The 26,499-nt window shown below is 73.4% G+C and carries 34 protein-coding genes; 20 read left to right on the forward strand and 14 right to left on the reverse strand.

The genetic code is table 11. The features are described 5' to 3' along the window. Window positions 1-93 precede the first annotated feature (93 nt). The 5 genes from ISP_RS24400 (at window position 94) to ISP_RS24420 (ending at window position 3,512) form a co-directional block, all read left to right on the forward strand. Complete coding sequence (locus tag ISP_RS24400; protein WP_013226513.1) at window positions 94-1,617, forward strand: FAD-dependent monooxygenase; 1,524 nt, start codon at window positions 94-96, stop codon at window positions 1,615-1,617. A gap of 26 nt (window positions 1,618-1,643) precedes the next feature. After that, window positions 1,644-2,030 carry a VOC family protein gene (locus tag ISP_RS24405; protein WP_013226514.1) on the forward strand — a complete coding sequence of 129 codons (387 nt, stop codon included), beginning with the start codon at window positions 1,644-1,646 and terminating at the stop codon, window positions 2,028-2,030. Continuing rightward, window positions 2,030-2,350 carry a metalloregulator ArsR/SmtB family transcription factor gene (locus tag ISP_RS24410; protein ID WP_013226515.1) on the forward strand — a complete coding sequence of 107 codons (321 nt, stop codon included), beginning with the start codon at window positions 2,030-2,032 and terminating at the stop codon, window positions 2,348-2,350. The genes ISP_RS24405 and ISP_RS24410 overlap by 1 nt, the downstream gene beginning before the upstream one ends. Further along, entirely contained in the window at window positions 2,347-2,835 is a 489-nt protein-coding gene (locus ISP_RS24415; RefSeq protein WP_013226516.1) for an SRPBCC family protein, read from the forward strand. Before ISP_RS24410 ends, ISP_RS24415 begins: the two co-directional genes overlap by 4 nt. Window positions 2,836-2,906: 71 nt before the next feature. After that, window positions 2,907-3,512 carry a TetR/AcrR family transcriptional regulator gene (locus tag ISP_RS24420; RefSeq protein WP_013226517.1) on the forward strand — a complete coding sequence of 202 codons (606 nt, stop codon included), beginning with the start codon at window positions 2,907-2,909 and terminating at the stop codon, window positions 3,510-3,512. Here ISP_RS24420 and ISP_RS24425 read toward each other — a convergent pair. After that, window positions 3,492-4,268, reverse strand: a complete 777-nt coding sequence (locus ISP_RS24425; protein WP_176742086.1) for an SGNH/GDSL hydrolase family protein — start codon at window positions 4,266-4,268, stop codon at window positions 3,492-3,494. The two genes, ISP_RS24420 and ISP_RS24425, sit on opposite strands and share 21 nt — an antisense overlap. Window positions 4,269-4,375: 107 nt before the next feature. Here ISP_RS24425 and ISP_RS24430 point away from each other — a divergent pair, with 107 nt between their 5' ends. Beyond that, the gene (locus ISP_RS24430) at window positions 4,376-4,951 is read left to right on the forward strand and encodes a dihydrofolate reductase family protein (RefSeq protein ID WP_013226519.1); all 576 of its coding nucleotides are present in this window, start codon (window positions 4,376-4,378) and stop codon (window positions 4,949-4,951) included. A gap of 71 nt (window positions 4,952-5,022) precedes the next feature. Continuing rightward, entirely contained in the window at window positions 5,023-5,148 is a 126-nt protein-coding gene (locus ISP_RS24435; protein ID WP_265049857.1) for a hypothetical protein, read from the forward strand. On the opposite strand, the gene ISP_RS24440 is transcribed toward ISP_RS24435, so the two are convergent. After that, complete coding sequence (locus ISP_RS24440) at window positions 5,145-5,654, reverse strand: CGNR zinc finger domain-containing protein (protein ID WP_013226520.1); 510 nt, start codon at window positions 5,652-5,654, stop codon at window positions 5,145-5,147. The genes ISP_RS24435 and ISP_RS24440 overlap by 4 nt on opposite strands. 25 nt (window positions 5,655-5,679) lie before the next feature. Here ISP_RS24440 and ISP_RS24445 point away from each other — a divergent pair, with 25 nt between their 5' ends. Next, entirely contained in the window at window positions 5,680-5,844 is a 165-nt protein-coding gene (locus ISP_RS24445; RefSeq protein WP_014467145.1) for a hypothetical protein, read from the forward strand. 1 nt (window position 5,845) lies between these two features. Here the strand turns inward: ISP_RS24445 and ISP_RS24450 are convergent, their stop codons facing one another. Together ISP_RS24450 and ISP_RS24455 are read right to left on the reverse strand one after the other, a co-directional pair. Then, the gene (locus tag ISP_RS24450) at window positions 5,846-6,880 is read right to left on the reverse strand and encodes a site-specific integrase (RefSeq protein WP_013226521.1); all 1,035 of its coding nucleotides are present in this window, start codon (window positions 6,878-6,880) and stop codon (window positions 5,846-5,848) included. A 9-nt stretch (window positions 6,881-6,889) separates the two neighbouring features. Then, window positions 6,890-7,372 (reverse strand): alpha/beta fold hydrolase, encoded by a 483-nt coding sequence (locus tag ISP_RS24455; protein WP_013226522.1) that lies wholly within the window; start codon window positions 7,370-7,372, stop codon window positions 6,890-6,892. Between the two features lie 108 nt (window positions 7,373-7,480). On the opposite strand from ISP_RS24455, the gene ISP_RS24460 reads away from it, so the two are divergent. The 5 genes from ISP_RS24460 to ISP_RS24480 all read left to right on the forward strand — a co-directional run bounded on the left by ISP_RS24460 (window position 7,481) and on the right by ISP_RS24480 (window position 11,185). Further along, complete coding sequence (locus ISP_RS24460; RefSeq protein WP_013226523.1) at window positions 7,481-7,825, forward strand: YciI family protein; 345 nt, start codon at window positions 7,481-7,483, stop codon at window positions 7,823-7,825. Beyond that, window positions 7,822-9,024, forward strand: coding sequence for an RNA polymerase sigma factor (locus tag ISP_RS24465; protein ID WP_013226524.1), 1,203 nt, complete (start codon window positions 7,822-7,824; stop codon window positions 9,022-9,024). The genes ISP_RS24460 and ISP_RS24465 overlap by 4 nt, the downstream gene beginning before the upstream one ends. Before the next feature lie 257 nt (window positions 9,025-9,281). Beyond that, window positions 9,282-10,397: a hypothetical protein gene (locus ISP_RS24470; RefSeq protein ID WP_230468328.1), complete on the forward strand. Its 1,116-nt coding sequence runs from the start codon at window positions 9,282-9,284 to the stop codon at window positions 10,395-10,397. Between the two features lie 9 nt (window positions 10,398-10,406). Further along, window positions 10,407-10,754 (forward strand): ArsR/SmtB family transcription factor, encoded by a 348-nt coding sequence (locus tag ISP_RS24475; protein ID WP_013226526.1) that lies wholly within the window; start codon window positions 10,407-10,409, stop codon window positions 10,752-10,754. Further along, window positions 10,751-11,185 carry an SRPBCC family protein gene (locus ISP_RS24480; RefSeq protein WP_013226527.1) on the forward strand — a complete coding sequence of 145 codons (435 nt, stop codon included), beginning with the start codon at window positions 10,751-10,753 and terminating at the stop codon, window positions 11,183-11,185. The genes ISP_RS24475 and ISP_RS24480 overlap by 4 nt, the downstream gene beginning before the upstream one ends. Window positions 11,186-11,190: 5 nt before the next feature. On the opposite strand, the gene ISP_RS24485 is transcribed toward ISP_RS24480, so the two are convergent. From ISP_RS24485 to ISP_RS24500, 4 genes are read right to left on the reverse strand one after another with little or no spacing between them, the layout of a single operon-like run. Then, a complete protein-coding gene (locus ISP_RS24485; RefSeq protein ID WP_230468329.1) occupies window positions 11,191-11,643 on the reverse strand; it encodes a DUF3159 domain-containing protein in 453 nt (150 codons plus the stop codon). Then, window positions 11,634-11,894, reverse strand: coding sequence for a DUF3159 domain-containing protein (locus tag ISP_RS24490; RefSeq protein WP_013226529.1), 261 nt, complete (start codon window positions 11,892-11,894; stop codon window positions 11,634-11,636). Before ISP_RS24490 ends, ISP_RS24485 begins: the two co-directional genes overlap by 10 nt. Beyond that, window positions 11,891-12,484, reverse strand: coding sequence for a TetR/AcrR family transcriptional regulator (locus tag ISP_RS24495; RefSeq protein WP_013226530.1), 594 nt, complete (start codon window positions 12,482-12,484; stop codon window positions 11,891-11,893). Before ISP_RS24495 ends, ISP_RS24490 begins: the two co-directional genes overlap by 4 nt. A gap of 46 nt (window positions 12,485-12,530) precedes the next feature. Next, on the reverse strand, window positions 12,531-13,466 hold the full coding sequence (locus ISP_RS24500; RefSeq protein WP_013226531.1) for an AraC family transcriptional regulator: 936 nt from the start codon (window positions 13,464-13,466) through the stop codon (window positions 12,531-12,533). A gap of 81 nt (window positions 13,467-13,547) precedes the next feature. On the opposite strand from ISP_RS24500, the gene ISP_RS24505 reads away from it, so the two are divergent. Then, window positions 13,548-14,369, forward strand: coding sequence for an NAD(P)H-binding protein (locus tag ISP_RS24505; RefSeq protein ID WP_013226532.1), 822 nt, complete (start codon window positions 13,548-13,550; stop codon window positions 14,367-14,369). Between the two features lie 17 nt (window positions 14,370-14,386). Further along, a complete protein-coding gene (locus ISP_RS24510; protein WP_013226533.1) occupies window positions 14,387-14,839 on the forward strand; it encodes an anthrone oxygenase family protein in 453 nt (150 codons plus the stop codon). Here the strand turns inward: ISP_RS24510 and ISP_RS24515 are convergent. Genes ISP_RS24515 through ISP_RS24535 form a run of 5 tightly spaced genes read right to left on the reverse strand, consistent with a single transcriptional unit; the run spans window position 14,836 to window position 18,795 of the window. Then, window positions 14,836-15,321 carry a GyrI-like domain-containing protein gene (locus ISP_RS24515; protein WP_013226534.1) on the reverse strand — a complete coding sequence of 162 codons (486 nt, stop codon included), beginning with the start codon at window positions 15,319-15,321 and terminating at the stop codon, window positions 14,836-14,838. The two genes, ISP_RS24510 and ISP_RS24515, sit on opposite strands and share 4 nt — an antisense overlap. Continuing rightward, window positions 15,321-15,656, reverse strand: a complete 336-nt coding sequence (locus ISP_RS24520; protein WP_013226535.1) for a YciI family protein — start codon at window positions 15,654-15,656, stop codon at window positions 15,321-15,323. Before ISP_RS24520 ends, ISP_RS24515 begins: the two co-directional genes overlap by 1 nt. Window position 15,657: 1 nt before the next feature. Next, window positions 15,658-16,422 carry an alpha/beta fold hydrolase gene (locus ISP_RS24525; protein ID WP_013226536.1) on the reverse strand — a complete coding sequence of 255 codons (765 nt, stop codon included), beginning with the start codon at window positions 16,420-16,422 and terminating at the stop codon, window positions 15,658-15,660. Beyond that, window positions 16,419-17,702 carry an RNA polymerase sigma factor gene (locus ISP_RS24530; protein WP_013226537.1) on the reverse strand — a complete coding sequence of 428 codons (1,284 nt, stop codon included), beginning with the start codon at window positions 17,700-17,702 and terminating at the stop codon, window positions 16,419-16,421. Before ISP_RS24530 ends, ISP_RS24525 begins: the two co-directional genes overlap by 4 nt. A gap of 22 nt (window positions 17,703-17,724) precedes the next feature. Beyond that, on the reverse strand, window positions 17,725-18,795 hold the full coding sequence (locus ISP_RS24535; RefSeq protein WP_013226538.1) for a TetR/AcrR family transcriptional regulator: 1,071 nt from the start codon (window positions 18,793-18,795) through the stop codon (window positions 17,725-17,727). Between the two features lie 86 nt (window positions 18,796-18,881). Between ISP_RS24535 and ISP_RS24540 the strand changes: the two genes are divergently transcribed. Beyond that, on the forward strand, window positions 18,882-20,057 hold the full coding sequence (locus ISP_RS24540; RefSeq protein ID WP_037374416.1) for a cytochrome P450 family protein: 1,176 nt from the start codon (window positions 18,882-18,884) through the stop codon (window positions 20,055-20,057). Here ISP_RS24540 and ISP_RS24545 read toward each other — a convergent pair. Next, window positions 20,040-20,816 (reverse strand): TetR/AcrR family transcriptional regulator, encoded by a 777-nt coding sequence (locus tag ISP_RS24545; protein WP_013226540.1) that lies wholly within the window; start codon window positions 20,814-20,816, stop codon window positions 20,040-20,042. The genes ISP_RS24540 and ISP_RS24545 overlap by 18 nt on opposite strands. 80 nt (window positions 20,817-20,896) lie before the next feature. Between ISP_RS24545 and ISP_RS24550 the strand changes: the two genes are divergently transcribed. From ISP_RS24550 to ISP_RS24565, 4 genes are read left to right on the forward strand one after another with little or no spacing between them, the layout of a single operon-like run. Further along, entirely contained in the window at window positions 20,897-21,823 is a 927-nt protein-coding gene (locus ISP_RS24550; protein ID WP_013226541.1) for a daunorubicin resistance protein DrrA family ABC transporter ATP-binding protein, read from the forward strand. After that, window positions 21,820-22,602, forward strand: coding sequence for an ABC transporter permease (locus ISP_RS24555; RefSeq protein WP_013226542.1), 783 nt, complete (start codon window positions 21,820-21,822; stop codon window positions 22,600-22,602). Before ISP_RS24550 ends, ISP_RS24555 begins: the two co-directional genes overlap by 4 nt. 44 nt (window positions 22,603-22,646) lie before the next feature. Then, complete coding sequence (locus ISP_RS24560) at window positions 22,647-25,163, forward strand: DEAD/DEAH box helicase (protein WP_013226543.1); 2,517 nt, start codon at window positions 22,647-22,649, stop codon at window positions 25,161-25,163. Continuing rightward, entirely contained in the window at window positions 25,160-26,248 is a 1,089-nt protein-coding gene (locus ISP_RS24565; RefSeq protein WP_013226544.1) for an SWIM zinc finger family protein, read from the forward strand. Before ISP_RS24560 ends, ISP_RS24565 begins: the two co-directional genes overlap by 4 nt. The last annotated feature ends 251 nt before the right edge of the window (window positions 26,249-26,499 follow it).

Genomic DNA, 26,499 nt, shown 5'->3' on the forward strand with positions numbered 1-26,499 from the left:
ACACCCATCCGAAGACCGCCCGCGCACCGGGCTGCTTCGCCGTGCCCGGAAACAGGGCCCGAAAACAGTGCCGAAAACAAAAGGAGTTCCGCCATGGAAGACGTCGTCATCGCCGGAGCCGGCCCCAACGGCCTCATGCTCGCCTGCGAACTCGCCCTCGCCGGCATCCGCCCGCTGGTCCTGGAGCGGCTACCCGAACCCACCACCGAAAACCGCGCCAACGGCCTCGTCGGGCAGGTCGTGCGTCTCCTCGACCGCCGCGGGCTGCACGAGCGGCTGGCCGGTCCGATGGGGCCGCCCTCGCCGGCGTTCGTCTTCGGCGCGCTGCGCCTCGACCTCACCCTCGCCGACCGCAACCCGCTGAACATCCTCGGCGTGCCGCAGCGCCGCGTCGAAGCGGTGCTCGACGAGCGCGCCGCCGAACTCGGCGTCGAGGTCCGGCGCGGGCACGAGCTCACCGGCATGACCCAGGACGCCGACGCGGTCACCGCCGAGGTCACCGGACCCGAGGGCGGCTACCGGCTCACGACGCGGTACCTCGTCGGCGCGGACGGCGGCCGCAGCGCCACACGCAAGCTCGCCGGCATCGGCTTCCCCGGCGTCACCGAAGACCGCACCGTGTCCCGCACCGCCAACGCCACCGTGCCGGCGGAATTCGTCGACGCGGCATCCGGCGGCTTGCGCGTGCCGGGCCACGACGTCATCCCGCCGTTCTTCCACTACCGCACCGAAACCGGCCTGTTCGTCTACGCGCCGTTCCCGACCGGCACGCTCGTCACCACGATCGAGTGGACCGACGAGGAGGAAACCGGCGACGAGCCCCCGATGACCCTCGACGAGCAGCACGCGAGCATCGAGCGGGTACTCGGCTTCGCTCTGCCCATCGGGCCGCCGGAAGGCGACGGGCCCCACCTGCTGCGGCGGTTGCGCGGGCGCAACACCCGGCTGGCCGAGAAGTTCCGCGAAGGGCGGGTCCTGCTGGTCGGCGACGCCGCCCACGTCCACTCCGCCATCGGCGGACCCGGGCTCAACCTCGGCCTGCAGGACGCTGTCGGGCTCGGCTGGAAGCTCGCCGCCACCCTGCACGGCTGGGCGCCCGAAGGCCTGCTGGACACCTACGAGAGCGAACGCCGCCCGGTCGCCGAGCGCGTGGTCATGCACACCCAGGCGCAGTCCGCGCTGATCACGCCGGGCGGCGACGTCACCGCGCTGCGCGAGCTGTTCGGCGAGCTGCTGCGGCTCCCGTCCACGGTGCAGCACATCGCGGACCTGATGACCGGCGCGGACATCCGGTACACCCCGGCCACCGACCACCCGCTGGACGGCCGCTGGGCCCCCGACCTCCTCCTGGCCGACGGCACCCGGCTCGCCGAGCTGACCCGGACGGCCCGGCCGCTGCTGCTGGACTTCACCGGCTCGCTCGGCGACGAGCTGCGCGGCTGGACCGACCGGGTCGATCTCGTTCCCGGCGACGCCCCGGGCGACACGACCGCGCTGCTCGTCCGGCCTGACGGCTACGTCGCCTGGGCGTCCGGCTCGGCCGAGCCGGACGACACGGAACGCAAGGCCCTCCGCACCGCCCTCGAACGGTGGTTCGGCCACCCGCTTGACGCGTAGGAGATCTCCTACGTATTGTCGGCGGCATGACGATCACCCACGTGCAGTTCCTGACACTGCCGGTTGCCGACCACGCCCGCGCGCGGGATTTCTACGTGGGCAAGCTCGGCTTCGAAGCGCTCGTCGACCGCCGCACACCCGAGGGCGGCCGGTTCGTGATGGTCGCCCCGAAGGGGGCCAAGACCGGCGTGGTCCTGACCGACCGGCAGGTCACCGGGATCGAACCGGGTCCGCGGCACTTCCAGCTGCAGACCACCGACGTCGACGCCGATGTCGCCGCGCTGCGGGCGGCCGGGGTCGAGGTCGCCGAGCCGCAGGCGCAGCCGTGGGGCCGGGCGACGTCGTTCACCGACCTCGACGGCCACCGGATCGGCCTGCTCGAGCCGTCGGACTTCGGCGCCGTGCCGCGCTGATGCCGGTCAACGACGACGTCTTCGCCGCGCTGGCCAGCCCGGCGCGGCGCGAGGTGCTGCGGCTGCTGCTCGACGGTCCGATGCCCGCCGGCTCGATCGCCGAACGGTTCGAGATGGCCCGGCCCAGCCTTTCGGAACACCTTCGGGTGCTGCGGGAGGCGGGCCTGGTCACCGAGCAGCGTCAGGGCCGCCACCGCGTCTACCGCCTCGACGCGGCCCCGCTGGAAGAGGTCGCGGACTGGCTGACCCCGTACGAGCGCTTCTGGCGCACCAAGCTGGCCAACCTGCGTGACCTGCTGGACGAAGAGGAAGACCTGTGACCGACGACGACCCGACGGCGATCCACGTCGACCAGTTCCTCGCCCACCCGGCGCGCAAGGTGTGGCGCGCGCTGACCGAGCCGGACCTCCTGGAACGCTGGCTGAACATGCCCAACGACATCAAGCCCGTGGTGGGGCACCGCTTCCAGCTGCTGGCCGAGCCGGTGCCCGCGGCCGGGTTCGCCGGTGGCCCGGTGGTGTGCGAGGTCCTGGAAGTCGAGCCCGAGCGCAAGCTCAGCATCCGCTGGGGTCCGCAGTGGACGGTCACCTGGCGGCTCGAACCGGAGGGCACCGGCACCCGGCTGTTCCTCAGCCACGAAGGGTTCGACCCGGACGACGAGTTCCAGCGCGTCTCCCGCCGGATCATGGGCGGCGGCTGGCGCTCGCACGTCCCGCGGGCGCTGGCCCGGTTGCTGGACACGCTGCCGGATCCGGCCCCGTTCTCAATCCGGCCAAAAGCAGGCCGACCCCCGCGCGGCACGTAACCGTTGCCACAAAGCCATTCGGCCGTGACTGTGGTCGGATTGAGAACGCATCGGCACAGTACGATCGGACGGTGACCCCCGCCGCTGACCCCGCCGAGTCGAAACCGCTGCGCGCCGACGCCCGGCGCAACCGGGCCCGCGTGCTGGAGGCGGCGGAGAGCGTGTTCGCGGCGAAGGGCACCGGAGCGCCGACCGAGGAGGTCGCCCGCGTCGCCGGCGTCGGCATCGGCACGGTGTTCCGGCACTTCCCGACGAAGGAAGCGCTGCTCGAAGCGGTGCTCTTCGCCCGGCTGAGCCGGTTCGTCGACGAGGCCGAGACGGCGGTGGCCGCGGAGTCCGCCGAGCCGGGCCGCGCGTTCTTCACGTTCCTCACCAGCTGGGTCGAGATGTCGAGCGCGAAGAACGCCTACTTCCAGGCGCTCACCGCGGCCGGGGTCACGGTCCCGGTGGCGAAGTCCGACATCGGCGCGCGGCTGCTGACGGCGCTGGGCGTGCTGCTTTCGCGCGCGCAGCAGGCGGGCGCGGTCCGGGACGACCTCGTCGTCGGCGAGCTCATCCCGGTGATCATCGGGGTCGCACGGGCCGCCGAGTACGCCGGTCCGGACGCGACCCTGCGCGACCGGACCGTGGAGATCCTCTTCGACGGTCTCCGCCCGTCAGCGGGGGACCGGCGCTGAGCCCACCGGCGCGAGCACCGGGCGCTTCGCGGTGAGCGTGTCGCCGGAGGACTCGCCCCGCAGCCGGCGTCGCACCCACGGCAGCGCGTGCTCCTGGGCCCACTTGAGGTTCTGGCTGCGGCGCGCGGCCGGGCTCAGCACCTCGCGCGGCCCCAGCTCGGCCGCGGCCAGCGGGTGTTCGACGCCGAGGGCGGCCAGCACGGCGATGGCGACCTCGGTGTGGCCGTAGGCGTTGAGGTGCAGGCGGTCGGGCGCCCACAGCCGCCGGTCGCGCAGCTGCCGCATGGCCCACATGTCCACCAGCAGCGCGTCGTGGCGGGCGGCGATGGCACGGACGAACTCGTTGTAGATGGCGACCCGGCCGCGCATCTTGCGGAACAGCGCGTCCTCGACGCCGTCGACGCCGGTGAACAGCACCAGGCGAGCGCCGGTGGCCCGGATCTTCGCGACGGCCGCTTCGTAGCCGGTCATCAGCGCGTCGATGTCGACCTTGGGGCGCATCAGGTCGTTGCCGCCGGCGTAGAGGGTGACGAGGTCGGGGTCCATGGCCAGCGCGGGCTCGAGCTGCTCGCCGAGGATCTGCGGCATCAGCTTGCCGCGGATGGCGAGGTTGGCGTAGCGGAACTCCGGCTCGCGCGCGGCGAGCTGCTCGGCGACGCGGTCGGCCCAGCCGCGCACCCCGTTCGGAGCGGCGGGGTCGTCGTCACCGACGCCTTCGGTGAACGAGTCCCCCAGGGTCACTAAGCGCTTGCTCATGTGTCCAGTGTAGGCAAGCCGCGGAAGAAAATTCCGGAGGCCTGTCGGATCGAGGCAGTGGTGTTCGTAGCAGCGGTAAAAGGCCACCGCTTCCTCGAGGAGACACCATGACCGCCACTTACACCTTCGACATCTTCTCCACGCTCGACGGCTACGCCAACCACAGCGGCGACTGGGGCGGCTACTGGGGCAAGCAGGGCCCGGAATTCCTGGCCCACCGCGCCGCTGCCTACCGCGACCCGCTGCGCATGGTGCTGGGCGCCAAGACCTACGCGTCGAACGCGCCCTTCCTGGCCCCGGGCTTCGATCGCGCCCGGTTCGACGAGTGGATCACGCGCATGTTCGCCTCCCCGGTGACGGTGCTCTCCAGCCGGCTGACCGAGCCCCTCGACTGGCCTGGCACGACGATCGAGGCCGGCGATCCGGCCGAGGTGGTCAGGCACCTCAAGGCCGGATCGGAGGTGCCCCTGCGCTCCCACGGGAGCCTGACGCTCAACCGGGCGGTGCTGAACGCCGGCTTGGTCGACGCCGTCGAGGTCACGGTGTTCCCGGTGCTCTCCGGCAAGACCGGGGTGACCCGGATCTTCGACGGTGTGGACGACTTCGACCTCGAGCTGCTCGAGGCCCGCACCTTCGACGGCCACACGCAGGTGCTGACCTACCGGCCGACCCGGCACGGCTGACCGTCGCCGGGGAGTTCCGCCCGTCGCGGAATCCGTGGGCCGTGGCGCCCGCGGCCCGGTACACGGGAAGGGTGACCGGCTACGACGCGATCGCCGACTGGTACGAAACCACGCTCGTCCCCAGCTGGCGGGCGGACCCGCTGCTCCTGGGGCTGTCGGAGGACCCGCGCGCGGCGGCGATCCACCCCCTGACCTAGGCGCTGACCTGCCGGGCCCGGTGCTCGGCGACGTGCACCCGAGTCGCACACCGCGTCGAGCAGAACCGGCGACGGCCGTTGCGCGAAGTATCGACGTACGCCGTTTCGCAGCCTTCGCGGCTGCAGATGCCCAGGCGGTCCGAGGCCTCGCACACCAGGTGGGCCAGGCCGCCCGTGGTGTACGCGCGGACCCGGCCGACCGGACCGGCGTCTTCCGCCGAGTAGTGCAGGTGGGGTGGTTTGCCGTCGTGGGTGGTGATGTACGGGCGGCACGCCGCTTCGGCCAGCAGCTCGTTGACCAGCTCCGGGCGGTCGCCTTCGCGGGCGGCGAACACCGGCCGCAACCGGACGGCCCACGCGCCGATCAGGGCCGCTTCGCCGTCGGTCAGGGCCTCGATGGCCATGCCGTTGCGGACCATTCCGGCGAGGAGCTCGCTCGCGGAGCCGGCGTTGACCAGGTCGGCGGCCACCAGCGCCGCCGGACCGCCGTAAGGGTTGAAGTGCACTGAGTCATTACAGCACGATCGGGGCATGGACCGGAACCGTTGCCCCCGCTGCGGCTGGCCGCTCGCCGAACTCCCGGCGGCCGCGTCCCAGCCCGTCACCCGTCGCCTCGACTACGTGCGCTGCGTCTGCGGCAGCTGGCTCGCCCGTTGGGACGGCGAAGTCGTCGGCGCCACCCGATCGGCGCCGTGACTCAGAGGTCGAGGGCGCCCGCGGCGTTGTCGTTCCACTGGTCGACGCGGCGGATGTACTCGTACAGCGCCCGGCTGCCGCGCACCCAGCGGCCCTGGTCGGCGATCGCGAGGTCGTCGGCCCCGGCGCGGCGGGCCTCGGTGGCGAACCCGGACCGCAGGGAGTGCCCGGTCACCGGGTACGGCAGGCCGGCCCGGACCCCGGCCCGGGTGAGGATCTGGTTGACGCCGGTCGTGGTCAATGCGGGCTCGCCGACGTTGCCGTGCCGGTCCACGCGGCGGAACGCCGGACCTTCGGTGATCCCCGCGCCCGACCGCCACGCGTGCCACGCCCGCACCGGGTCGGTGTCCGGGCTCTCGCGCCGCGGGACGACCATGTCGCCGGTGCTCTTGCCGTGCCGGACCGTCACTGCCAAGCCCCGGTCGTCGACTGGCTGCACGTCGGTGACCAGCAGGTTCGCCAGATCGGAGCACCGCGCGGCGATCGGGAAGCCGATCAGCAGCATCGCCCGGTCGCGGGCGCCGGCCAGGGTGTCCGGGCAGGCTCGCGACATCGCCCGCAGATCGGCGAGGGTGACCATGGTGGCCTTGCCGCGGCCACGCTCGACGCCTTCCCGGGCCAGGCGCTGCCGGTAGCCCTTCAACGCCCGCCACGCCGCGCGGCTCGCTTCCGGATCGACGACGACCTTGTGGTGGCGCAGCCCGGCCAGCGCCCCGGTGAGCCGCCGTTCGATCGTCGACGGCGCCGCGGGGGCGGCCCGTTCGGGCACCTCGGGCACGGCCCGTTCGCCCGGCCGCAGCGTGCGGCCCCGTTCGAGCCACACGACGAACCCGGTCAGCGCCCCGATCGACGCCGACAGCGGCGGGATCCCGGCTTCGGCGGTGTAGTCCCGCCACACCTGCCAGTCCTGGGCGTAGGCCTTGAGCGTGTTCGGCGGCCGCTGCTCGTCGACGTGCCGGGCGGCCGCGGCGTCCAGCAGCGCCAGCCGGTCCTGCGGGCCGAGCGCGGCGTCGATCACCGGTTCCAGGTCGGGCACGCGCCGAGGTTACGGGATGTCGATCTCCGCGGGCAGGAACCGGGCCAGGGCGTTGGCCACCGCGTCGGGACGTTCCAGCGTCTGGATGTGCGGGGCACCGGCGACGACCTCGAACTTCGCGCCCCCGGGGCCGATCCGGCCGGCGATGGCGGCCATCCCCTCGACCGGGATCGACGCGTCCGCCTCGCCGGCGAGCGCCAGCGCCGGTGCGGGGAAGCCGCGGAGCCGGTCGTAGACGTCCAAACCGCCGTACCCGCGCCAGATCGACGCCCACGTCGGCGGATCGACCGACGCCAGGCACTCGCGGGCGTACCGCACGCCGCCGGCGGCCAGGGCGTCGGGGGTGAACACCCGCCGGCCTTCGGCGAGGCGGTCGAGCACCGGGTCCCACATCCGGCGGTCCAGGCCGAGGGAGTGGACGAGCACCACGGCGGGGCCGCGGGTGCCGCGGGCGGTCACCGTCGTCTCGTGGTCGGAGGCGGCGATCTTCATGTCTTGATCTTCCCAGCGCCGTCCAGGGAAAATCCCGGCCGGAACACGGTCGATCCGCCCCCGGCGCGTTCGTATGAGCGGTGACGGCACGACTTCGAGGAGGACGACGTGAAGCAGTACCTGCTCAGCATCTACCAGCCCGACGGTCCGACGCCGCCGCCGGAGGTGCTCGAGGGCATCGTCGAGAAGCTCGACACCCTCAACGCCGACCTCAAGACCGCCGGCGCCTGGGTGTTCGCCGGCGGGCTGCACCCGCCCACGACCGCGACCGTCCTGCGGGCCGTCGACGGCGGCACCCTCGTCACCGACGGCCCCTACGCCGAAGGCAAGGAGCACCTCGGCGGGTTCACGATCATCACCGCGCCCGACCTCGACGCCGCCCTCGCCTGGGGTGGCCGGCTCGCCGACGCCGTCGCCCCGCTGCCGGTCGAGGTGCGGCCGTTCCGCGCGTGAGCATCGAGGAGGTCTTCGCCGCCGAGTACGGCCGGGCGGTGTCGGTCCTCGTGCGGGTCTTCGGCGACATCGACGTCGCCGAGGAGGCCGTGCAGGACGCGTTCGCCGAGGCGGTCCGGCGGTGGCCGTCGGCCGGGCTCCCGCCGAGCCCGGCGGGCTGGATCATCACCACCGCCCGCAACCGGGCCATCGACCGCCTGCGCCGCGAGGCCGCGCGGGCGGACAAACACGCCCAGGCGGCGCTCATGCACGCCGAAATCGAGCCGGTAGAGGAGGGCGCCGTGCCCGACGAACGGCTCCGCCTGATCTTCACCTGCTGCCACCCGGCGCTGGCCCGGCCGGCGCAGGTCGCGCTGACGCTGCGGCTGCTCGGCGGCCTGACCACCACGGAGATCGCGGCCGCGTTCCTGGTCGCCGAACCGGCGATGGCCCAGCGGATCGTCCGCGCGAAGAACAAGATCCGCGACGCCGGGATCCCGTACCGCGTCCCGCGCGACGCCGACCTGCCCGCGCGGCTGGCCGCGGTCCTCGGCGTGCTGTACCTGATCTTCAACGAGGGATACACCGCCAGCGCGGGGGAGGACCTGGTCCGCGACGACCTGTGCCGCGAGGCGATCCGGCTCACCCGCGTCCTGGCCGGGCTGATGCCCGACGAACCCGAGGTGCAGGGGCTGCTGGCGTTGATGCTGCTCATCCAGTCGCGACGCGCCGCGCGCACCACCGCCGACGGTGCGCTGGTGCTGCTGGCCGATCAGGACCGGGCCCGGTGGGACCGGGACCTGATCGCCGAAGGCCAGGACCTCGTCCGGCGGTGCCTGCGCCGCAACCAGCCGGGCCCGTACCAGATCCAGGCGGCGATCCAGGCCGTCCACAGCGACGCGCCCACCGACTGGTCGCAGGTCAAGGCGCTCTACGACCAGCTGCTGGCCGTGACACCGACGCCGGTGGTGGCGCTGAACCGGGCGGTCGCCGTCGCCGAGGTCGACGGACCGGCCGCCGCACTGGCGCTGGTCGAGGACCTCGGTCTGGACCGGTTTCCGCTGTTCCACGCGATCCGCGCGGACCTGCTGGCTCGGCTGGGCCGGCGCGGGGATGCGGCCGCGGCGTACACGACGGCGATCGAGCTCACCGGCAACAGCGCGGAGCGTGACCTGCTGCGCGCCAAGCGCGCTCAGGCCGTGGCCGGTGAGAGGACGTAGGAGAACCGGCGAACGCGGGGCACCCAGGTCTGGAAGACGCTGACGTCGGGCAACGTGATCGACGGCGCGAGGTCGGTGCCGGGGGGGTGCACAGTTCCAGACTCGCCCATCCACCCTTCGCCGTCACTCCCGGGGTTCGCCGGCTGTTCTGGGTTGGGATATGTGACCTTATCCCAACTCAAGCACAGGTTCTCTAGTCTTTTAATTTTAAACAGCTGCTTCTAGTTCTGATTAGAAGCTTTGCTAGAGTCTCGATCATGACGGAAGACGCAGGTCAGGTGCGCGTGTGCGAGTACCGGAGGTGTGGGGCCGCCTTGCCGCCCGCGGTGGGGCGGGGCAGCCGGGCGCGGTTCTGCCAGGACGGCAAGACCTGGGGGCGGCGCAACCTCAGCTGCCGCGACGCCGAGGCGGTGCTGTCGGACGCCGAGTCGCTGCGGGAGAGCGACACCGAGCTGGACGACACGGCCGTCACGGCGCTGGCCGGCCAGGTCGACCGGGTGCTCGAACCGGCCCGCGGGCTCGTCGAGACCCTCACGACGCTGCGCCACCAGCTCGAGGCGACGACCGCGGCCGCGCTGGCCGAACGGGACGCGGCGTTGGCCGAGGCCGACGAACACCGTCTGCACCGTGGCCGCGCGGACGCCGAAGCCGCCCAGGCCCGGGGCGCCGCCGAAGCGGCCGTCGCCGCGGCCGCTTCGGCGGAGAAGGACAAGGCAGCCGCGTTGCGGGAGCGCGATGAAGAGGGCGCCGCTCGGCGCGCCGCGGTCCAGGAGCAGCAGCGGGCCGAAGGGCAGCTGGCCGCGGTGCGGGACGAACTCGCCCGCGTCGCCGATCGCGCCGATGCCTCCGCGGCTCTGGCCGGCGAACGGGCTGGGGTGATCGCGACGCTGACCGCCGAACTGGCCGCCGCCCGAACCGCCCTGGACGAGGAGCGTGGCCGCGGTCAGGCCGCCGCGGCGCGGGCGGAGGCGGCCGAAACCCGCGCCGACGCGGTTCAGCAGCGGTTCGACGCGGCACGCGAAGACCACGCCCAGGCCATTGCGGCGCGGGAGGCCGCGCTCAACGCCGCCCTCGAGGCCCGAACCGAGGCGGTCGCGGCGCACGAGGCCGCCCTTGACCGTGCCCGTGCCGATGCCGAGGTCCTGCGTGCCGGGTTCGACCAGCGGCTCACCGAACTGCAGGCGGCGCACGAGCAGACCGTCCGGTCGATGCACGAAACCACGACGAACCTCGGCGCCGAACTGCGTGCCGCGTCCAGCCGAGCCGACACGGCCGAACGGGAGCTGACCGGCGTGCTCACGGCGCTGCGCGAGACGCCCGAGCTCCCCGCAACACTTAAGCAATTACTTGACCGATCGCGCCCAGAGAGTTAACTTAAGTACATGCTTAACCGTGAGGAGACGCTCGACCTGGTGTTCCGCGCTCTGGGTGACCGGACGCGGCGGGCCCTGGTGGAGCGGCTCGTGCGTGGCCCGGCGTCGGTCAGTGAGCTGGCCGAGCCGCTGACCATGTCGCTCGCCGCCGTCGTCCAGCACCTGCAGGTGCTGGAGACGGCCGGAATCGTGCGATCGGAGAAGGTCGGCCGCGTCCGCACCTGCCGGATCGAACCGGAGGTGCTGCGCGTCGGCGAGCACTGGCTGGGCCGGCAGCGCACCACGTGGGAGAGCAGGCTCGACCGGCTCGGCGACTTCCTCGCCGGTCCGGACACCGCGGAAGGGAGCACGCCATGACCGTCTTGCACTCCACGTTCACCCTCGAGCGCACCTACCCGGTGCCGCCGGAGCGGGTGTTCGCCGCCTGGTCGGATCCGGCGGCGAAGCAACGCTGGTTCGTTTCCGCCGGTGCGCACGAGCTGGACTTCCGCGTCGGTGGCCGGGAAACCGTCGAAGGCCGCACCCCGGCCGGGGGCGCTCTGAACTTCACGGCGACCTACCACGACATCGTGCCCGGTGAGCGCATCGTCTTCGCCGGCACGCTCACCGGCGACGGCAAGCTCGCGACCGTGTCGACCACGACCATCGAACTGATCCCCGAAGGTGAGGGCACGCGGCTGGTGCTCACCGAGCAGGACACCTTCCTCGACGGCGCCGAGAAGCCGGAGTGGCGCGAGCAGGGCACCGGCGACTGGCTCGACCGGCTCGGCAAGGAACTGCAGCCGTAACGGGATCACCCCGCCGCGAGCGGCACCTCGGTGGCCGGGACCACGGCCGCGAGCTGCCCGGCTTGGACCGCCCAGACCTGCCCGGTGCCGGGGCCGGCAAGCACGGCTTCGACCGCGGCGGCCACCGCATCGGGGTCGGCCAGACGCAGGCCCCGGTCCCGTAGCGCCCGCCGGTGCGGGGCGAGCGCGGGGGTGTCGACCAGCCCCGGGCAGTGCGTTGATCCGGATCCCGGCGGCGGCCGGCGCCGGGGCGGCCGAGCGGGCCAGGCCGACCAGCGCGTGCTTGCTGGTCGCGTAGAACAGGTCCGGCGGCGAAACGACGGGTGGTCGTCCCAGTTGCGTTGCCAGGTGCGCTGTTTGTCCTCGTCGAAGACGGTCCTCGCCGCCTCGTACAGGAACGGGCGCCGGGCCCACACCGTGACCAGGAGGAACCCGCCGAGTGCCGCCGTCAGCACCACGCCGCGCAGCAACAGCGCGCGGGGCTGCCGCTGATGAAGGACCCGGCCGCGGTCACCGCCATGGCTCCGGGCACGAACCAGCGCACGCCGCCGATCCGCTCTCCCGCTGCCAGGTCGCGCAGTCCGGTCACGACCGGGATGGCCGCGCCGGCGAGGAGGGCGAGCAGCTGGTCCACGTCCGCGGCGCGCAGCCCGTAGAACAGGGCCAGCGGCGCGAGCACCTCGATCAGGACGCCGTTGAACCCCTTCACCGGGCCACCGCCAGGGTGAACGTCGTGACGACTTCGGCGGTGTAGGCGTCGAAGTCGAAGTCGGCTTCGTCGCGCAGCCGGCGGGCGGCTCCGTCGACGGCTCCCCGGATCAGCACCGCCATCGACCGGAGGTCGAAGTCGCGGAATTCGCCGCTCGCCTGGCCCTGGGCGAGGAGTTTCTCCAGGCTCTGCACGCTGAGTTCCTGTGCGCTGACGGAGGTGTACGACCGTCCGGTCGCGGTGCGCAGGTGTGGCCCGATCTCGGTCAGTGCTGCCATGTCGTTGGGGTGTTCGCGCAGGAACTGCAGGTTGGCCTCGAGGTAGGCCCGCACCTTGCCGGTCGCGGTGACTTCGGCTTCCACCCGCTCGTTGATGAACGCCGCGCCGGCGGTGAAGACGTGCATGAGGATCTCGTGGATCAGTTCGTCCTTGTCGGCGAAGTGGTAGGAGATCATGCGCGGGCCGCTCAGCCCGGCCTTCTCGGTGATCCGTGCGAAGGACGCTTTCGCGTACCCCACCTCCGCGATCGTGTCGATCGCCGCCCGCATGATCTGCGCGCGCCGTGCCTCGTTGGTGAACGTCCGCCCCATGACCCCTCCATACTTTTATCTGACCAGATAAAAGTTACCACGGCCATTACGTTCGGGTCCGGTAGTTCTGCGGACTGACGCCGAACTCGCGCTTGAAGGCCGTGCTCAGGGCGAAGGCGCTGCCGTAGCCGACCTGGCGGGCGATCGAGGCGATCGTCGTTTCCGGGTGCTGGCGCAGCAGGTCGGCGGCCAGGGCGAGCCGCCAGCCGGTGAGGTACGCCATCGGTGTCTCGCCGACCGTGGCGGCGAACCGCCGGGCCAGGGCGGCGCGGGACACGCCGACGTCGGCGGCGAGCTTGGCGACCGTCCACGGCTCGGCCGGCTGGTGCTGCAGCAGCCGCAGCGCCTGGCCGACGACCGGGTCGTCGTGGGCCCGGTACCAGGCCGGTGCGCTGGTGTCCGGCCGGTCGAACCAGGCCCGCAGCGCGGCGATGAGCAGCAGGTCGAGCAGCCGGTCGAGGACGGCTTCCTGGCCGGGCACGTCGCGGCCGATCTCGGCGGCGAGCAGCCCGGCGACCGGGTTCGGCCAGTCGACCGCGCGCAGGACGAGCACCGTCGGCAGCGCGGCCAGCAGCCGGTTGCTCAGCTCGCCCTCCATGCCGTAGGTGCCGGTGAGCAGCACCACCGGGCCGTCGGTGCCGTGCCCCCAGGTGCGGACGCCGAGGTCGGCGAGCTCGGTCAGGTGACCGCCGTCGGGGGCGCGGCACTCCTGGCCCGGCAGGATGAGCGCCTGCGGCGGTGTCGAGGGGTGGTCGGCGACCAGGTACGGCTCCGGGCCGCGGACGATCGCGACGTCGCCTTCGCCCAGCAGAACGCCGTCGGCGGTGTCGGGCACGATCCACGCTTCGCCGCGCACCACCGCCACCACGGTCAGCGGCGCCCGGTCTTCGATGCGCAGTGACCACGGCGGGGTCAGCACCGATCGCAGCAGGAACGCGCCGTGGGCGCGGGGGCCGTCGAGGAGTGCGGCGAGCGGATCCATGGGCCGATCGTAGACGCTGGAACATGCGATCGAGGTTTTCAACTATGGAGAGTCTCACCGGCGGCCGGTTGACTGAATCCCATGACAACGAACTTCCTGGTGGTGGGCGGCACCGGCAAGACCGGGCGCCGGGTGGCGGACCGGCTGCGGGAGCGTGGCTTGCCGGTGCGGAGCACGTCGCGGCGCGGAGTGCCGCCGTTCGACTGGGGTGACCGAGGCACGTGGGCGCCGGTGCTCGACGGCGTCGGCGCGGTCTACCTGACCTACTACCCCGATCTCGTGGTGCCGGGCGCCGCCGGCGACATCCGGGCCTTCACCGACCTGGCGGTGGCGGCCGGGGTGCGGCACCTGGTGCTGCTGTCCGGCCGCGGCGAAGAGGAAGCCGAGGCCTGCGAAGCGATCGTCCGGGCGGCCGGGACCGGCTGGACGATCCTGCGGTGCAGCTGGTTCGCGCAGAACTTCAGCGAGCACTTCCTGCTGGACGCGGTGCGGTCCGGGGAGATCGTGCTGCCGGCGGGGACGGTGACCGAGCCGTTCGTCGACGTCCGCGACATCGCCGACGTCGCGGTGAAGGTGCTGACCGAGCCCGGGCACACCGGTGAGCTGTACGAGCTGACCGGGCCGCGGCTGCTGAGTTTCGCCGACGCCGCCACGGAGATCGCCGCCACCTCCGGACGGAATGTCCGCTATGTTCCGGTTTCGGCCGGGGAGTTCGCCGCCGCGGCGGCGGCCCAGGGCGTGCCGGAGGTGGAGATCGGCGCGCTGACCGAGCTGTTCGCGCGGGTGCTGGACGGCCGCAACTCGTCGGTGACGTCCGACGTCGAGCGGGTGCTGGGCCGTCCGGCGACGCAGTTCGCCGATTTCGCGCGGGACGCCGCGGCGGCCGGGGTCTGGGCGCGGTGAAGGGGACGGGGAAACCGATGTCGACGGTGGTACTGGTGGCCGCGCTGGTCGCGGCGGGATTGCTCGCGGGGTTGTTCTACGCCTACGCCTGTTCGGTCATGCCGGGTCTGGCCCGGGCTGACGACAAGACGTTCGTCGAAGGCATGCGCGGGATCAACATCGCGATCGTGAACCCGGTGTTCCTGCTGACGTTCCTGGGCGCGCCGCTGCTGGCGGGGGTGGCGGTGTTCCTGAACCCGGGGCCGCGGCCGTGGGTGATCGCGGGGTTCGTGCTGCTGGCCGCGATGGTGGTGATCACCGGGGCGGTCAACATCCCGCTGAACAACGCGCTCGACCGTGGCGGCGACGACTACGCGGCGGCGCGGGCGGCGTTCGAGACGACGTGGGTCCGCTGGAACGTGCTGCGCGCGCTGGTGAGCACGGCGGGCTTCGGCTGCCTGGTCGCGGCCGTGCTCACCCGGCGCGGTTAGCCCTCGAGGCGGAAGAGCAGGTCGGTGACCCACTGCGCGGGGTCGGGGACCTCGCGCGGGTTGCTGCGCAGCACTTCCAGGCGGCAGCCCCATTCCTCGCCGTCCGGCCCCGCGGTGCGGTCCCAGGTGAGGCCTTCGGCGTCGCCCCAGGCCAGGACGGCTTCGGTCGCGGCGGCGAGGCCGCCGGGCGGGCCGACGTAGGTGTCCAGGACGTACCGGCCCGCCGGGAGCTCGCCGAGGAAGGCGGGCTCGGCCGGGGTGTGGTCGCCGTCGATCGGGACGCCGGCTTCGACGGTGAACCGCGGGCCGGGGTGCAGGACGCGGTAGCGGAAGAACGGGGCTCCGGCCGGGGCGAGGCCGTGGGTGGTGAGGGTGCCGATGAGGGGTGGCAGCCGGTCGGCGATCCGCGGGAAGTCCGGGATGCCGACGGTGGCGCGTTCGGCGACGTAGCGCTGGGCGGCCCGCTCGACGACGGTCGGCATCAGGCGAAGTCCTCCGGTCCGAGCATCGGGCGGACTTCGATGCTGCCGTAGGTGGCGGCGGGGTGGCGGGCCGCGAGTTCGAGGGCTTCGTCGAGGTCGGCGCAGTCGAGGATGACGAAGCCGCCGATCTGTTCCTTGGCCTCGGTGAACGGCCCGTCGGTGAGCAGCACTTCGCCGCCGCGGACACGGATCGTGGTCGCTTCCGACGGCGGGCGCAGGCCGCCACCGCCGCGGACCTTGCCACGGCGTTCCATGTCCTCGCTCCAGCCGCCGCAGCCGTCGTTCGCGTGTTCTTCGGCGGTTTCGTCGCCGCAGATCATCAGCAGGTACTGCATGTCAGCATCCTTTCAGGACTTCGCGCAGGCGCGCGGCGAAGGCTTCCGCGTCGGTGTCGAACCCGCCGTGGCCGCCGGGGAACACCTCGGTGGCGGCGCCGAGAGCCGCGGCCAGCCCGAGGGCGGCGTGGTGGGCCGGCAGCCCGGCGGACTGCTCGCCGACGGCGACGACCAGCCGCGCCGGCGTCGCCCGCAGTGCGTCGAGGTCGGGCTCGTAGGCGCCGGTCGCGGGCATGAGGTGGCCGAAGAAGTAGGCGAAGTTGCCTTCCGCGCGCGGGTCGAGCGGCGGGGCAGGGTCGACGCCGACGACCTTCATGAACGCGGCGAAGGCGGCCGCGAGGCCTTGGTCGCGGAACAGTGCCGGAATGCCGGGGCCGTCGAGCGCGCCGGCGGGCAGGTACCGGGTGACCGGCGGTTCGTGCAGCACGGCCGTGCGGACGTCGGCGGGGTGGTGGCGCAGGAGTTCGAGCAGGGTGATCGCGCCGCCGCTGCTGGCCAGGACGTCGGCGGGGCCGGCCTCGGTGAGCAGCCGGTGCACGTCTTCGGCGTGGTCGCGGACGGGGTCGGGTCCGGGGGCGCCGTCGAGGAGGCTGCGGGACAGGCCGCGCGGGTCGTAGGTGACGACGGTGTGGTCTTCGGCCAGCAGTGGCCGCAGGTGCGTGAACACCGCGGCGTCGGCGGGTCCGCCGGGGACCAGCAGCAGCACCGGCCCGTGGCCGTGGACGTCGTAGGTGAGGGTGGCGCCGGGGACGGCGAGGGTGGTCATGGGTGTTCCTCCGGGGGTCGGGCTTCACCAGCCCGACGAACGGCGTCGCCCGGGACCGACACCGTTTCGGAGATTCTTCGCGTGAGGTAGCTGCGTTCGGCGTCGGTGCCGGCGAGGTCGCGGGCCTGCTCGTACCAGTGCCGGGCTTCGGCGTGACGGCCGAGGCGGCGGAGGAAGTCGGCGCGGGCGGCGGCCAGCAGGTGGTAGTCCGGCAGCGCCAAGGCGTCGAGGAGGGCGAGCCCGGCCGCCGGGCCGTGGGCCATGCCGACCGCGATGGCGCGGTTGAGTTCGACGACGGCGCTGGGGACGTGCTTGCGCAGCTGGTCGTAGAGGCCGGCGATCTGGGGCCAGTCGGTGTCGGCGGCGCGGGCGGCGATGGCGTGGCAGGCGGCGATGGCGGCCTGGATCTGGTACGGCCCGGGACGGCGGCGTCGCAGCGCGGTTTCCAGGACGGCGGTGCCTTCGGTGATCGCGGCGGTGTCCCAGCGGGTGCGGTCCTGTTCCTCGAGCGGGACGAGGACACCCTCGGCGTCGACGCGGGTGGCGCGGCGGGCGTGCTGGAGCAGCATCAGGGCGAGCAGGCCGAGAGCTTCGGGTTCGTCAGGCATCAGCTGCGCGAGGACGCGGGCGAGTCGGAGCGCTTCGGCGGCGAGGTCCGGGCGGAGCAGGTCGGGGCCGGCGCTGGCGGAGTAGCCCTCGCTGAACGTCAGGTAGAGCACGCCGAGCACGGCGTTGGTGCGTTCGGGCAGCAGGTGCGCGGGCGGGACGCGGTAGGGGATGCGGGCGTGGCGGATCTTGCGCTTCACCCGCACGAGCCGCTGGGACATGGTCGCTTCCGGGACGAGGAAGGCGCGGGCGATCTCGGCGGTGGACAGCCCGGCGAGGGTGCGCAGGGCGAGCGCGACCTGGGCTTCGGTGGCCAGCGCGGGGTGGCAGCAGGTGAAGATGAGCCGCAGCCGGTCGTCGGTGACGCCGCTGTCGTCGGGTTCGGGGACCGGGTCCGGGCTGGGGACGGGCATGCGGGCGGCCTCCCGGAGCTTGGCGGCGCCGAGGGCGTCGCGGCGGAGCCGGTCGGTGGCGCGGTGGCGGGCGGCGGTGGTCAGCCAGGCACCGGGCCGGTCAGGGATGCCGTCGCGGGGCCAGGTGCGCAGGGCGAGGGCGAAGGCTTCCTGGGCGCACTCCTCGGCGAGGTCCCAGTCGCCGGTGATCCGGATGAGCGTGGCCACGACCTGGCCCCACTCCTCGCGGAACGCCTCGGCGACCACGGTCTCGACGTCCACCACCCGCTCCTTTCCGCCGGTTTCACCCTGACGACGAACGGGACGGCCCGGGACCGACAGCCGCCGCGTGACACGCGCCGTACCCGTCGGCGCGCACGACGATCCGGCCGGCTTCGACGCGGACGGCCGTCTCGGTGGCGTCGCTGACGGCGGTGACACCGGCGGCGGCCGCGAGTTCGCCGGTGGCGTCGCAGACCAGCCGCAGCCGGGGCCGGGCCGGGGGTGCGATCGCCTGGTCGAGGCACCCGCGCAGGTCGGCGACGGCGAGCCGGGCCAGCGGCGCGAGTTCGCCGGGGTCGCTGGTGACGAGCACGGCGGTGACGTCGGCGCCGGCGCGGACGGCCTCTTCGAAGGCGGCGGCGCGGTGCAGGCCGAGGACGGTGACGACGCCGTCGCCGGGCCGGAACGGCTCGCCGGTCAGCAGATCGGTCGCCGTCGGCGGGTCCCACGGCTGGCCGGCGGGCCGGGCCTGGGTGGTGATCGGCGGCTCGGTCGGCCAGTCGTCGCTCAGGTCCAGCTCGAGCAGGGCGGCGCAGGCGGTGACCAGGTGGAACGGCTCGCCGAAACCGGGCGCGGCGGCGGCGAGCTGGCTCGCGCCGTGGAGCGTGGTGAGCGCGGCTTCGGCGACCCGCACGAGACGCCGTCCCGGCCGGACGCGTTCGAGGGCGAGCCCGAGCAGGATCGCGTCGACGCTCATGAGCTGGGCGAAGGGCCGCCGGGTGTGCTCGTCGGCGAGGACTTCCGGCAGCAGGTCGCGGGCGAGGCGGGCGTCTTCGCTGTCGGTGTCGGTAGCCAGCGGGAGCCGGGCGATCCAGGCGCCGGCGAACGCGGCCAGGACGTCGGCCGCGGCCGGATGCCGCGGCGGGACGGCGGGCCGGGGCGAGCGTTCGGCGAGGTCGGCCAGGACCGCGAAGTACAAGGCGCGTTTGCCGGGGAAGTTGGAGTAGACCGCGCCGCGGGTCAGTTCGGCGCGTTCGGCGATGACGTCGATCTTCGCCTCGCGGAAACCGCGGCGGGCGAACTCGTCGCGGGCGGCGGTGAGCACCTTGGCGCGGTTGCGCTCCTGGGTCTCCGCCCTGCTGAGCCTGGCCATCGTCCTCCTTGCCGTGGGATCGCGAGTCAAGATACCGTGACCACTGAGATGATAAGAACATCTGATTTGAACATCTGGAGTGGTGGATGACCCCCGAGATCGATCTGACCGACCCGAAGGTGCTGACCGACCCCTTCACCGCCTACGACCGGGCGCGGGAAGTGAGCGCGGTGGCCAAGCTGGTCATCCCCGGTTTCGGCCCGTTCTGGGCCTTGACCCGCTACGCCGAAGCGCGCGCGATGCTGGCCGACTCGCGGTTCGAGGTGAATTCCGGCAGCTTCATGCGGCCCCCGGGCATCCCCGAGCACTGCCTGGCGTACCTGGAGACGATGTCGGAGAAGGACGGGCCGGAGCACCTGCGGCTGCGGCGGCTGGTGGTGCCGGCGTTCACCCCGAAGCGGGCCGCGCAGCTGCGGCCACGGCTGGCGGCGATCACCGACCGGCTGCTCGACGAACTGCCCGGCCATGCCGAAGACGGCGTCGTCGACCTGGTGCCGCACTTCGCCCGACCGCTGCCGATCGACGTCATCTGCGAGCTGGTCGGCATTCCCGGGGCCGATCGGCCCCGCTGGCGCGGCTACGGTGCCGCGGTCGCGAGCGGGATGGGGCCGGACTTCGCCGAGGCGATCCCGGCGATCATCGAGGGCGCGAAGGAAGCCGTGGCGCGCAGCCGGGCCGAACCGGGCGACGACCTCATCGGCGACCTGGTGCGGGTCCAGGCCGAGGATGGTGACCGGCTCACCGACACCGAGCTGGTCACCCTGGTCTGGCACCTGGTCCTCGGCGGGCAGACGCCGGTGAACCTCATCGCCAACGCCGTCGAAGCGCTGTTGCGGCACCCGGACCAGCTGGCGCACCTGCGTGCCGACCCCGCGTTGTGGCCGGGGGCGGTGGAGGAGCTGATGCGCTGGTGCAGCCCGCAGCTGCTGACCACGCCGCGGTTCGCGCGTGAGGACGTCGAGATCGACGGCGAGCTGATCCGCAAAGGCGAGCGGGTGACGGCGGCGATGGTGGCCGCCGACCGCGACCCGCGGGCGTTCGCCGAGCCGGACCGCTTCGACATCACCCGTTCGGGGCCGGTACAGCTGGGCTTCTCGCACGGCCCGCACTTCTGCCTCGGTGCCTCGATCTCGCGGGTGCAGACGGAGGTGGCGTTGTCGTCGCTGTTCGCGCGCTTCCCGGACCTGGCTCTCACCGAGGACGTCCCGCGCGCGCCCGACGGCGGGACCTGGCGTCCGGCACGGCTACTGCTGGCGCTGTAACACGAGCACTTCGATGCCGTCGAGGACCCGGGCGAGGCCGAAGCGGAAGGTGTAGGCCGGGTTCTCGGCGGCGTTGTGGGCCTCGCCGGCGGCCTGGCCGACGCGGGAAGAGATCGGGTAGTGCGCCGCGTCGGCGGCCGGGATGCCGGCCAGCACCGGCCCGGCGCGCTCCCACCACTGGGCGTCGGTCATGCCGGTGGCGCGGACCAGGCGGGCGTTGTCGAGCGAGCTGCGCGCGGTGCTGCGGAGCAGGCCGGTGACGAGACTGACCACGGCGTCCATCTCGACGTCGCCGAGGCCGATGCCCTCGATCGCGCGCAGCTCGTGCTCGTACTTGGCGAAGCTGTGCGGGCCCAGCGCCGAGCGGCTGGTGGTCACCTGCAGCAGCCAGGGGTGGCGGTGGAACAGCGCCCACTGCTCTTCGGCGATCGCGGTCAGCGCCGCTCGCCAGCCGAGGCCTTCCTCCGGGGCGGCCAGCTCGCCGTGGGCGTGGTCGATCATCAGGTCCAGCAGCTCGGCCCGGCCCGGCACGTAGGTGTAGAGCGACATGGGGGAGACGCCGAGCTGCTCGGCGACCCGGCGGATGGTGACGGCCTCGATGCCGTCGGCGTCGGCGAGCGCGATCGCCGCGCGGACGACGTCGGCCGTGGCCAGTTTGGGTTTCGGGCCGCGGCGCGGGGGTGCCGAGACGCCCCAGAGCAGCTCGATCGCCCGCCGCGGGTCGCCGTCACCGTTGTCCTGCTCGTGCACGCCGGCCATTCTGCCCACCTGATTTCCGTACAACGTACAGAGTTGTGCTAATCTCTTCTTCGTACACTGTACAGAGTTAGGGGGACAGGATGACTGCGCACATTCACGCCGAGGGACTACGCAAGCGCTACGGCGATGCGTACGCCCTCGACGGGTTCGATCTCTCCGTCCCGGCCGGCACCCTGTGCGGCCTGCTGGGACCCAACGGCGCAGGGAAGACCACCGCGGTCCGCGTGCTTTCGACGCTGCTGCGCCACGACGGCGGCGTCGCCCGGGTGGCCGGGTTCGACGTCGCCACCGAGCCGGCGAAGGTGCGCGCGTCGATCGGGCTGGTCGGCCAGCAGGCCGCCGTCGACGAAATCCTGTCCGGCCGGCAGAACCTGATCCTCTTCGGCCGGCTGCACCACCTGGGCCGCCGGGAGGCCGCCCAGCGCGCCGACGACCTGCTCGAGCGGTTCGGTCTCGCCGATACCGGGCCGAAGCCGGTGTCGGCCTACTCGGGCGGGATGCGGCGGCGGCTCGACCTGGCCGCGTCGCTGCCGGCGGCCCCGCGGGTGCTCTTCCTCGACGAGCCGACGACCGGGCTGGACCCGCGCAGCCGCGCCGAGGTCTGGCGAGCGGTGCGCTCGCTGGTCGCGGACGGCACGACGGTGCTGCTCACCACGCAGTACCTGGAGGAGGCCGACCGGCTGGCCGACCGGATTGCCCTCGTCGAGCACGGCCGGGTGATCGCCGAAGGGGCCCCGGCCGAGCTGAAGGGCTCGCTCGGGGCGACCCGGATCGAGCTGGTCCTCACCGACCCGGACGCGCTCGGCGCGGCGGCTGCGCTGCTCGCCCGCGTCACCGGGGCCGAGCCGGTCACCGAAGAGCTGCGGGTGAGCGCGGCGGCCGAGCCGTCGATGCTGACCGACGTCGTGCGTGAGCTGGCGGCGACCGAGCTGTCGTTCGCCGACGTGGCGCTGCGGCAGCCGACGCTCGACGAAGTGTTCCTGGAGCTGACGGGGGTGACGCGATGAGGTGGGCGGTCGAAGACGGCTGGACGATGGCCCAGCGCTATCTGGCGCAGCTGGCGCGGCGCCCGGCGCGTCTCGCCGGGGTGGTGGCGTTCCCGATCCTGATGGTGCTGATCTTCGCCTACCTGCTCGGCGGCGGGATGAGCGTGCCCGGCGGGGGCTCCTACCGGGAGTTCCTGCTGCCGGGCATGTTCGCGATGACCATGGTCTTCGGGCTGTCGGGGACGATGAGCGCGGTGCTGGACGACACCGGCAAGGGCGTCACCGACCGGTTCCGGTCACTGCCGATGGCGCCGTCGGCGGTGTTCACCGGGAGGGTGGCCGCGGATCTGGTGAACGCCGTCCTCGCGCTGGCCGTGCTGGTCGGCTGCGGGCTCGCCGTCGGCTGGCGTCCGCACGGCAGCCTTGGCGAGACCCTCGCGGCGCTGGGTTTGCTGCTCCTGCTGCGGACGGCGCTGGTGTGGGCCGGGATCTACCTGGGCCTGCTGACCGCCGATCCGTCGATGGTGCCGCTGGCGCAGACCCTCGAATTCCCGTTCGGGTTCCTCTCCGGCGCCTTCGTGGCGACCTCGACGATGCCGGCGTGGCTGGGAACCGTGGCGGAGTGGAACCCGTTGTCCTCCACGGTGACCGCGGCGCGGGTGCTGTTCGGCAACCCGGGCGCGGCGGGGACGTCCTGGGTGAGTGCGCACGCGGTGCCGATGGCCGTGGGGTGGCCGCTGGTGCTGCTGGCGGTGTTCGTGCCGTTGTCGGTGCGCCGGTACGGGAGGCTGGGGAACTGAACGTCCACTTCGAACCGGGCGAACCACCGCGGACCGGCCGCCTGGTGGTCGACGGCCGCGAACTGTCCATTGCGGACGGCCTGCCGGAGCTGCTGGCCGGCACCGATGCCTTCTGGGCGACCGCGGCGAAGGCGGCGCTGCGGCTGGTGGCCGCGGGACGGCTGCTGCCCGGCGTCACCGCCGCCGGACACGACGCCTGGCGCGTCGGGCCGCTGGAACCGGCGGAAGCCGCGTGGCTGCGGGACCTCGCGGCCGCGATGCCCCCGGACGAGCGTGCGCCGGGACCGCTGCTGCGGGCCTTCCTCGACGCCGTCGCCGACACGCTGCCCCGCACGCCCGCTGCGGCCAAAGCCGCCGGGACGCGGTTGTTCGCCGCCGTCGCACCGCAGCGCGCGGATTCCCTGCGGGACTGGGCCGACGAGCTGGCCGCGGGCCTGGATTCGGGGATCCGCGTGTCGCTGCGGGTGACCGCGCCCGGCGGGTTCGGCACCAGGCGGTTCCACGCCGTGGTCCAGGTGCACAGCCTGGCCGATCCCGGGCAGGTCGCCGACGCGGCGCAGCTGTGGGAGACCGGGCGCTTCGGGCCGAGGGCCCGCATCGACGTCCTGCTGGCGCTGCGGCGCGGCGCGCAGGTGTGGCCGGCGCTGAGCCCGCTACTGACCTCGGCGGTGCCGGCCGAAGTGGCGCTGGGCGAAGACGACGTGACCGAGCTGGTCGCGGCCGCGGCGCCGCGGCTGGCGGCGGCCGGGATCGACGTGCACTGGCCGGCCGAGCTGGCGGGGTCGCTGACCGCGCGGGCGGTCGTCCGCGCCGGGGACACCCCGGGCGACCTGCCGTCGTTCTTCGGCGGCGGGCGCGCCCTGGCGTTCGACTGGCAGCTCGCGCTGGGCGGTGAGGTGCTGACCGAGGCGGAACTGGACGCGCTCGCCGAGGCGCGCCGCCCCGTGGTGCGGCTGCGCGATCGCTGGGTGCTGGTCGATCCGGCGCTGGCGGCGAAGGCGCGGGACCGGGCGCTCAAGCCGCTGACCCCGGTCGACGCGCTCGGGGCGGTGCTGTCGGGGACCACCGAGGTCGACGGCGAGGTGGTCGAGGTCGTCACCGAGGGCTGGCTGGCGCGGCTGCGGGAACGGCTGTCCGAGCCGCCACAACCGCAGGGCCCGCCGGCCGGGCTCGCCGCGACGCTGCGGGACTACCAGCTGCGGGGACTGCAGTGGCTGGCCACGGTGACCGGCCTCGGGCTCGGCGGGTGCCTCGCCGACGACATGGGCCTGGGCAAGACGGTCACGCTGATCGCGCTGCACCTGCACCGGGCGGCGGGGGCGACCTTGGTGGTGTGCCCGGCTTCGCTGCTGGGCAACTGGGAACGCGAGATCCGCCGGTTCGCCCCCGGGGGGCCGGTGCGGCGCTTCCACGGCAACGCCCGCTCACTCGAAGACCTCGAGGGGTTCGTCCTGACCACCTACGGCACGCTGCGCACCGATCCCGCGCCGCTGGCCGGGGTGCGGTGGGGGCTGCTGGTGGCCGACGAGGCCCAGCACGTCAAGAACCACCGTTCGGGCACGGCGAAGGCGCTGCGGCTGGTGCCGGCGGCGGCGCGGGTGGCGCTGACCGGCACGCCGGTGGAGAACACGCTCTCGGAGCTGTGGGCGATCCTCGACTGGACGGCGCCCGGCCTGCTGGGGTCGCTGAGCGAGTTCCGGACGCGGTGGGCGAAGCCGATCGAAGCCGGGGACCCCGTGGCGGCCGAACGGCTTTCGCGGTTGCTACGGCCGTTCCTGCTGCGGCGCCGCAAGTCCGATCCGGGGATCGCGCCCGAGCTGCCGGCGAAGACCGAGACGGACCGGCCGGTGGCGCTCAGCGCGGACCAGGTGGCGCTGTACGAGGCGGTCGTGCGGGAGATGATGGCCGAGATCGCCGCGAGCGACGGGATGGCCCGGCGCGGCCGGATCGTCAAGCTGCTGACCGCGCTCAAACAGATCTGCAACCACCCGGCGCAGTACCTCAAGGCCCGGTCTCTGGACGAGGGCGGCGGCCGTTCGGGCAAGGTGGAGCTGCTCGACGAGCTGCTCGACACGATCCTCGCCGAAGACGGTGCGGTGCTGGTGTTCACCCAGTACGTCGCCATGGCGCGGCTGCTGGAAAAGCACCTGGCCGGCCGCGGGATCGCGACGCAGCTGCTGCACGGCGGCACGCCGGTGCCCCGGCGCGAGGAACTGGTGGCCCGGTTCCAGGCCGGTGCGGTGCCGGTGTTCCTGCTGTCGCTGAAGGCGGCCGGGACGGGGCTGAACCTCACGCGCGCCGACCACGTCGTGCACTTCGACCGTTGGTGGAACCCGGCGGTGGAGGACCAGGCGACCGACCGGGCGTACCGGATCGGGCAGACCCGGCCGGTCCAGGTGCACCGGCTGGTGGCCGAAGGCACGGTCGAGGACCGGATCGCGGCGATGCTGCGGGAGAAGCGGGCACTGGCCGAGGCGGTGCTCGCCGGCGGCGAGGCCGCGTTGACGGAACTGTCGGACACCGAGCTGGCCGAGCTCGTCGAACTGAGGAGCCGCGGATGACCGACGACCGGGTGCGCGGGTTTCCCGCGTTCGGGGCGGGCGGGCACCTCGCCCGCTCGTGGTGGGGACGGGCGTGGGTGCGCGCGATGGAGGACACCGCGCTGGACCTGCGTCAGCTGAAGAAGGGCCGCAAGTACGCCGCGGCCGGCCTGGTCGGCCCGATCACGGTCAGCCCGGGCCGCCTCGCGGCGGTGGTCGACGACGCCGACGGCGGCCCGTACCGCACGCAGCTGCGGCTGGCGGAACTGTCCGAACCGGACTGGACGCGCTTCCTCGACCGCGTCGCCTCCCGCGCGGGGCACCTGGCGGCCCTGCTGGACCGCGACCTGCCACCGGACCTGGTCGAGGCGGCCGGCGTCGACCTGCTGCCGGGGATCGGCGACCTCGACCCGGAGTGCGACTGCCCGGGCTGGGAGCTGCCGTGCCGGCACGCGGCGGCGTTGTCGTTCCAGGCGTCGTGGCTGCTCGACGCGGACCCGTTCCTGCTGTTGCTGATGCGGGGCAAGGGCGAGCGGGAGATCCGTGAGGAGCTGGAGAGCCGCACCGCGCCGGTTCCGGTCGTGGCGCCGGCGGCGGACCGGGTCCCGGGGGAGCTGCCCGACCTGGCCGGGTTCCGGCCGTCGGGAGCGCCGTCGATCCCGGCGGCGCCCGGGGTGCCGGCCGAGGCGTTCACGCTGCTGGTGGCCAATGCGGCCGCGCGGGCCCGGGCGTTGGCGGCGGGGCGGCCGTGGCCGGGGCGGCGGCACGACGCGGTCCGGTTGGCCGCGGAGTTCCCTCCGGCGGCGCAGCGGCTGGGGCAGGGAGCGGGCTTCGCGCGGGCGGTCGCGGCGTGGCGGTACGGCGGGCAGGACGGGCTGGAGGTGCTGGAAACGCCGTGGAGCCCGCCGAAAGCGGCTTTGGCGGCCGCGCGGGCGGCGCTCGCGGACGTGGCGGGGGAGCCGGTGTTCGAACGCAACCACTGCACGGTCGGTGCGGTGCAGCTGAGACTGGATCGCCGGGGCCGGTGGCACCCGTACCGGCTCGAAGATCAGACGTGGTGGCCCGCGGGGGCGCCGGAGCGCGATCCGGGGCTGCTCGTGGGCTGAAATCGCGGCCGGCCACCACGCCGGCCGGCCGGACTCGACGTGCTGCGTTCCGGGCTCGTTACGAGGCTGAAATCCGCCACTTTTCCCGGTATCCAGCGCGAGACTCGTTGTCTCCTGTCCCCTGACGGCGGGTTCCGCCGGGCCACTGGGGGTGGGGGGGGGGGGGGGGGGGCGCCCCGGGCCCCCCCCCCGAAAGGCCGGCCGCAGGCCACGCCCCCGGCACATAGGGGGGGGGGGGGCCACCCCCCGCC

Origin of the sequence: Amycolatopsis mediterranei (assembly GCF_026017845.1) — a bacterium.
In the GTDB taxonomy this organism is placed as follows: Bacteria; Actinomycetota; Actinomycetes; order Mycobacteriales; family Pseudonocardiaceae; genus Amycolatopsis; species Amycolatopsis mediterranei.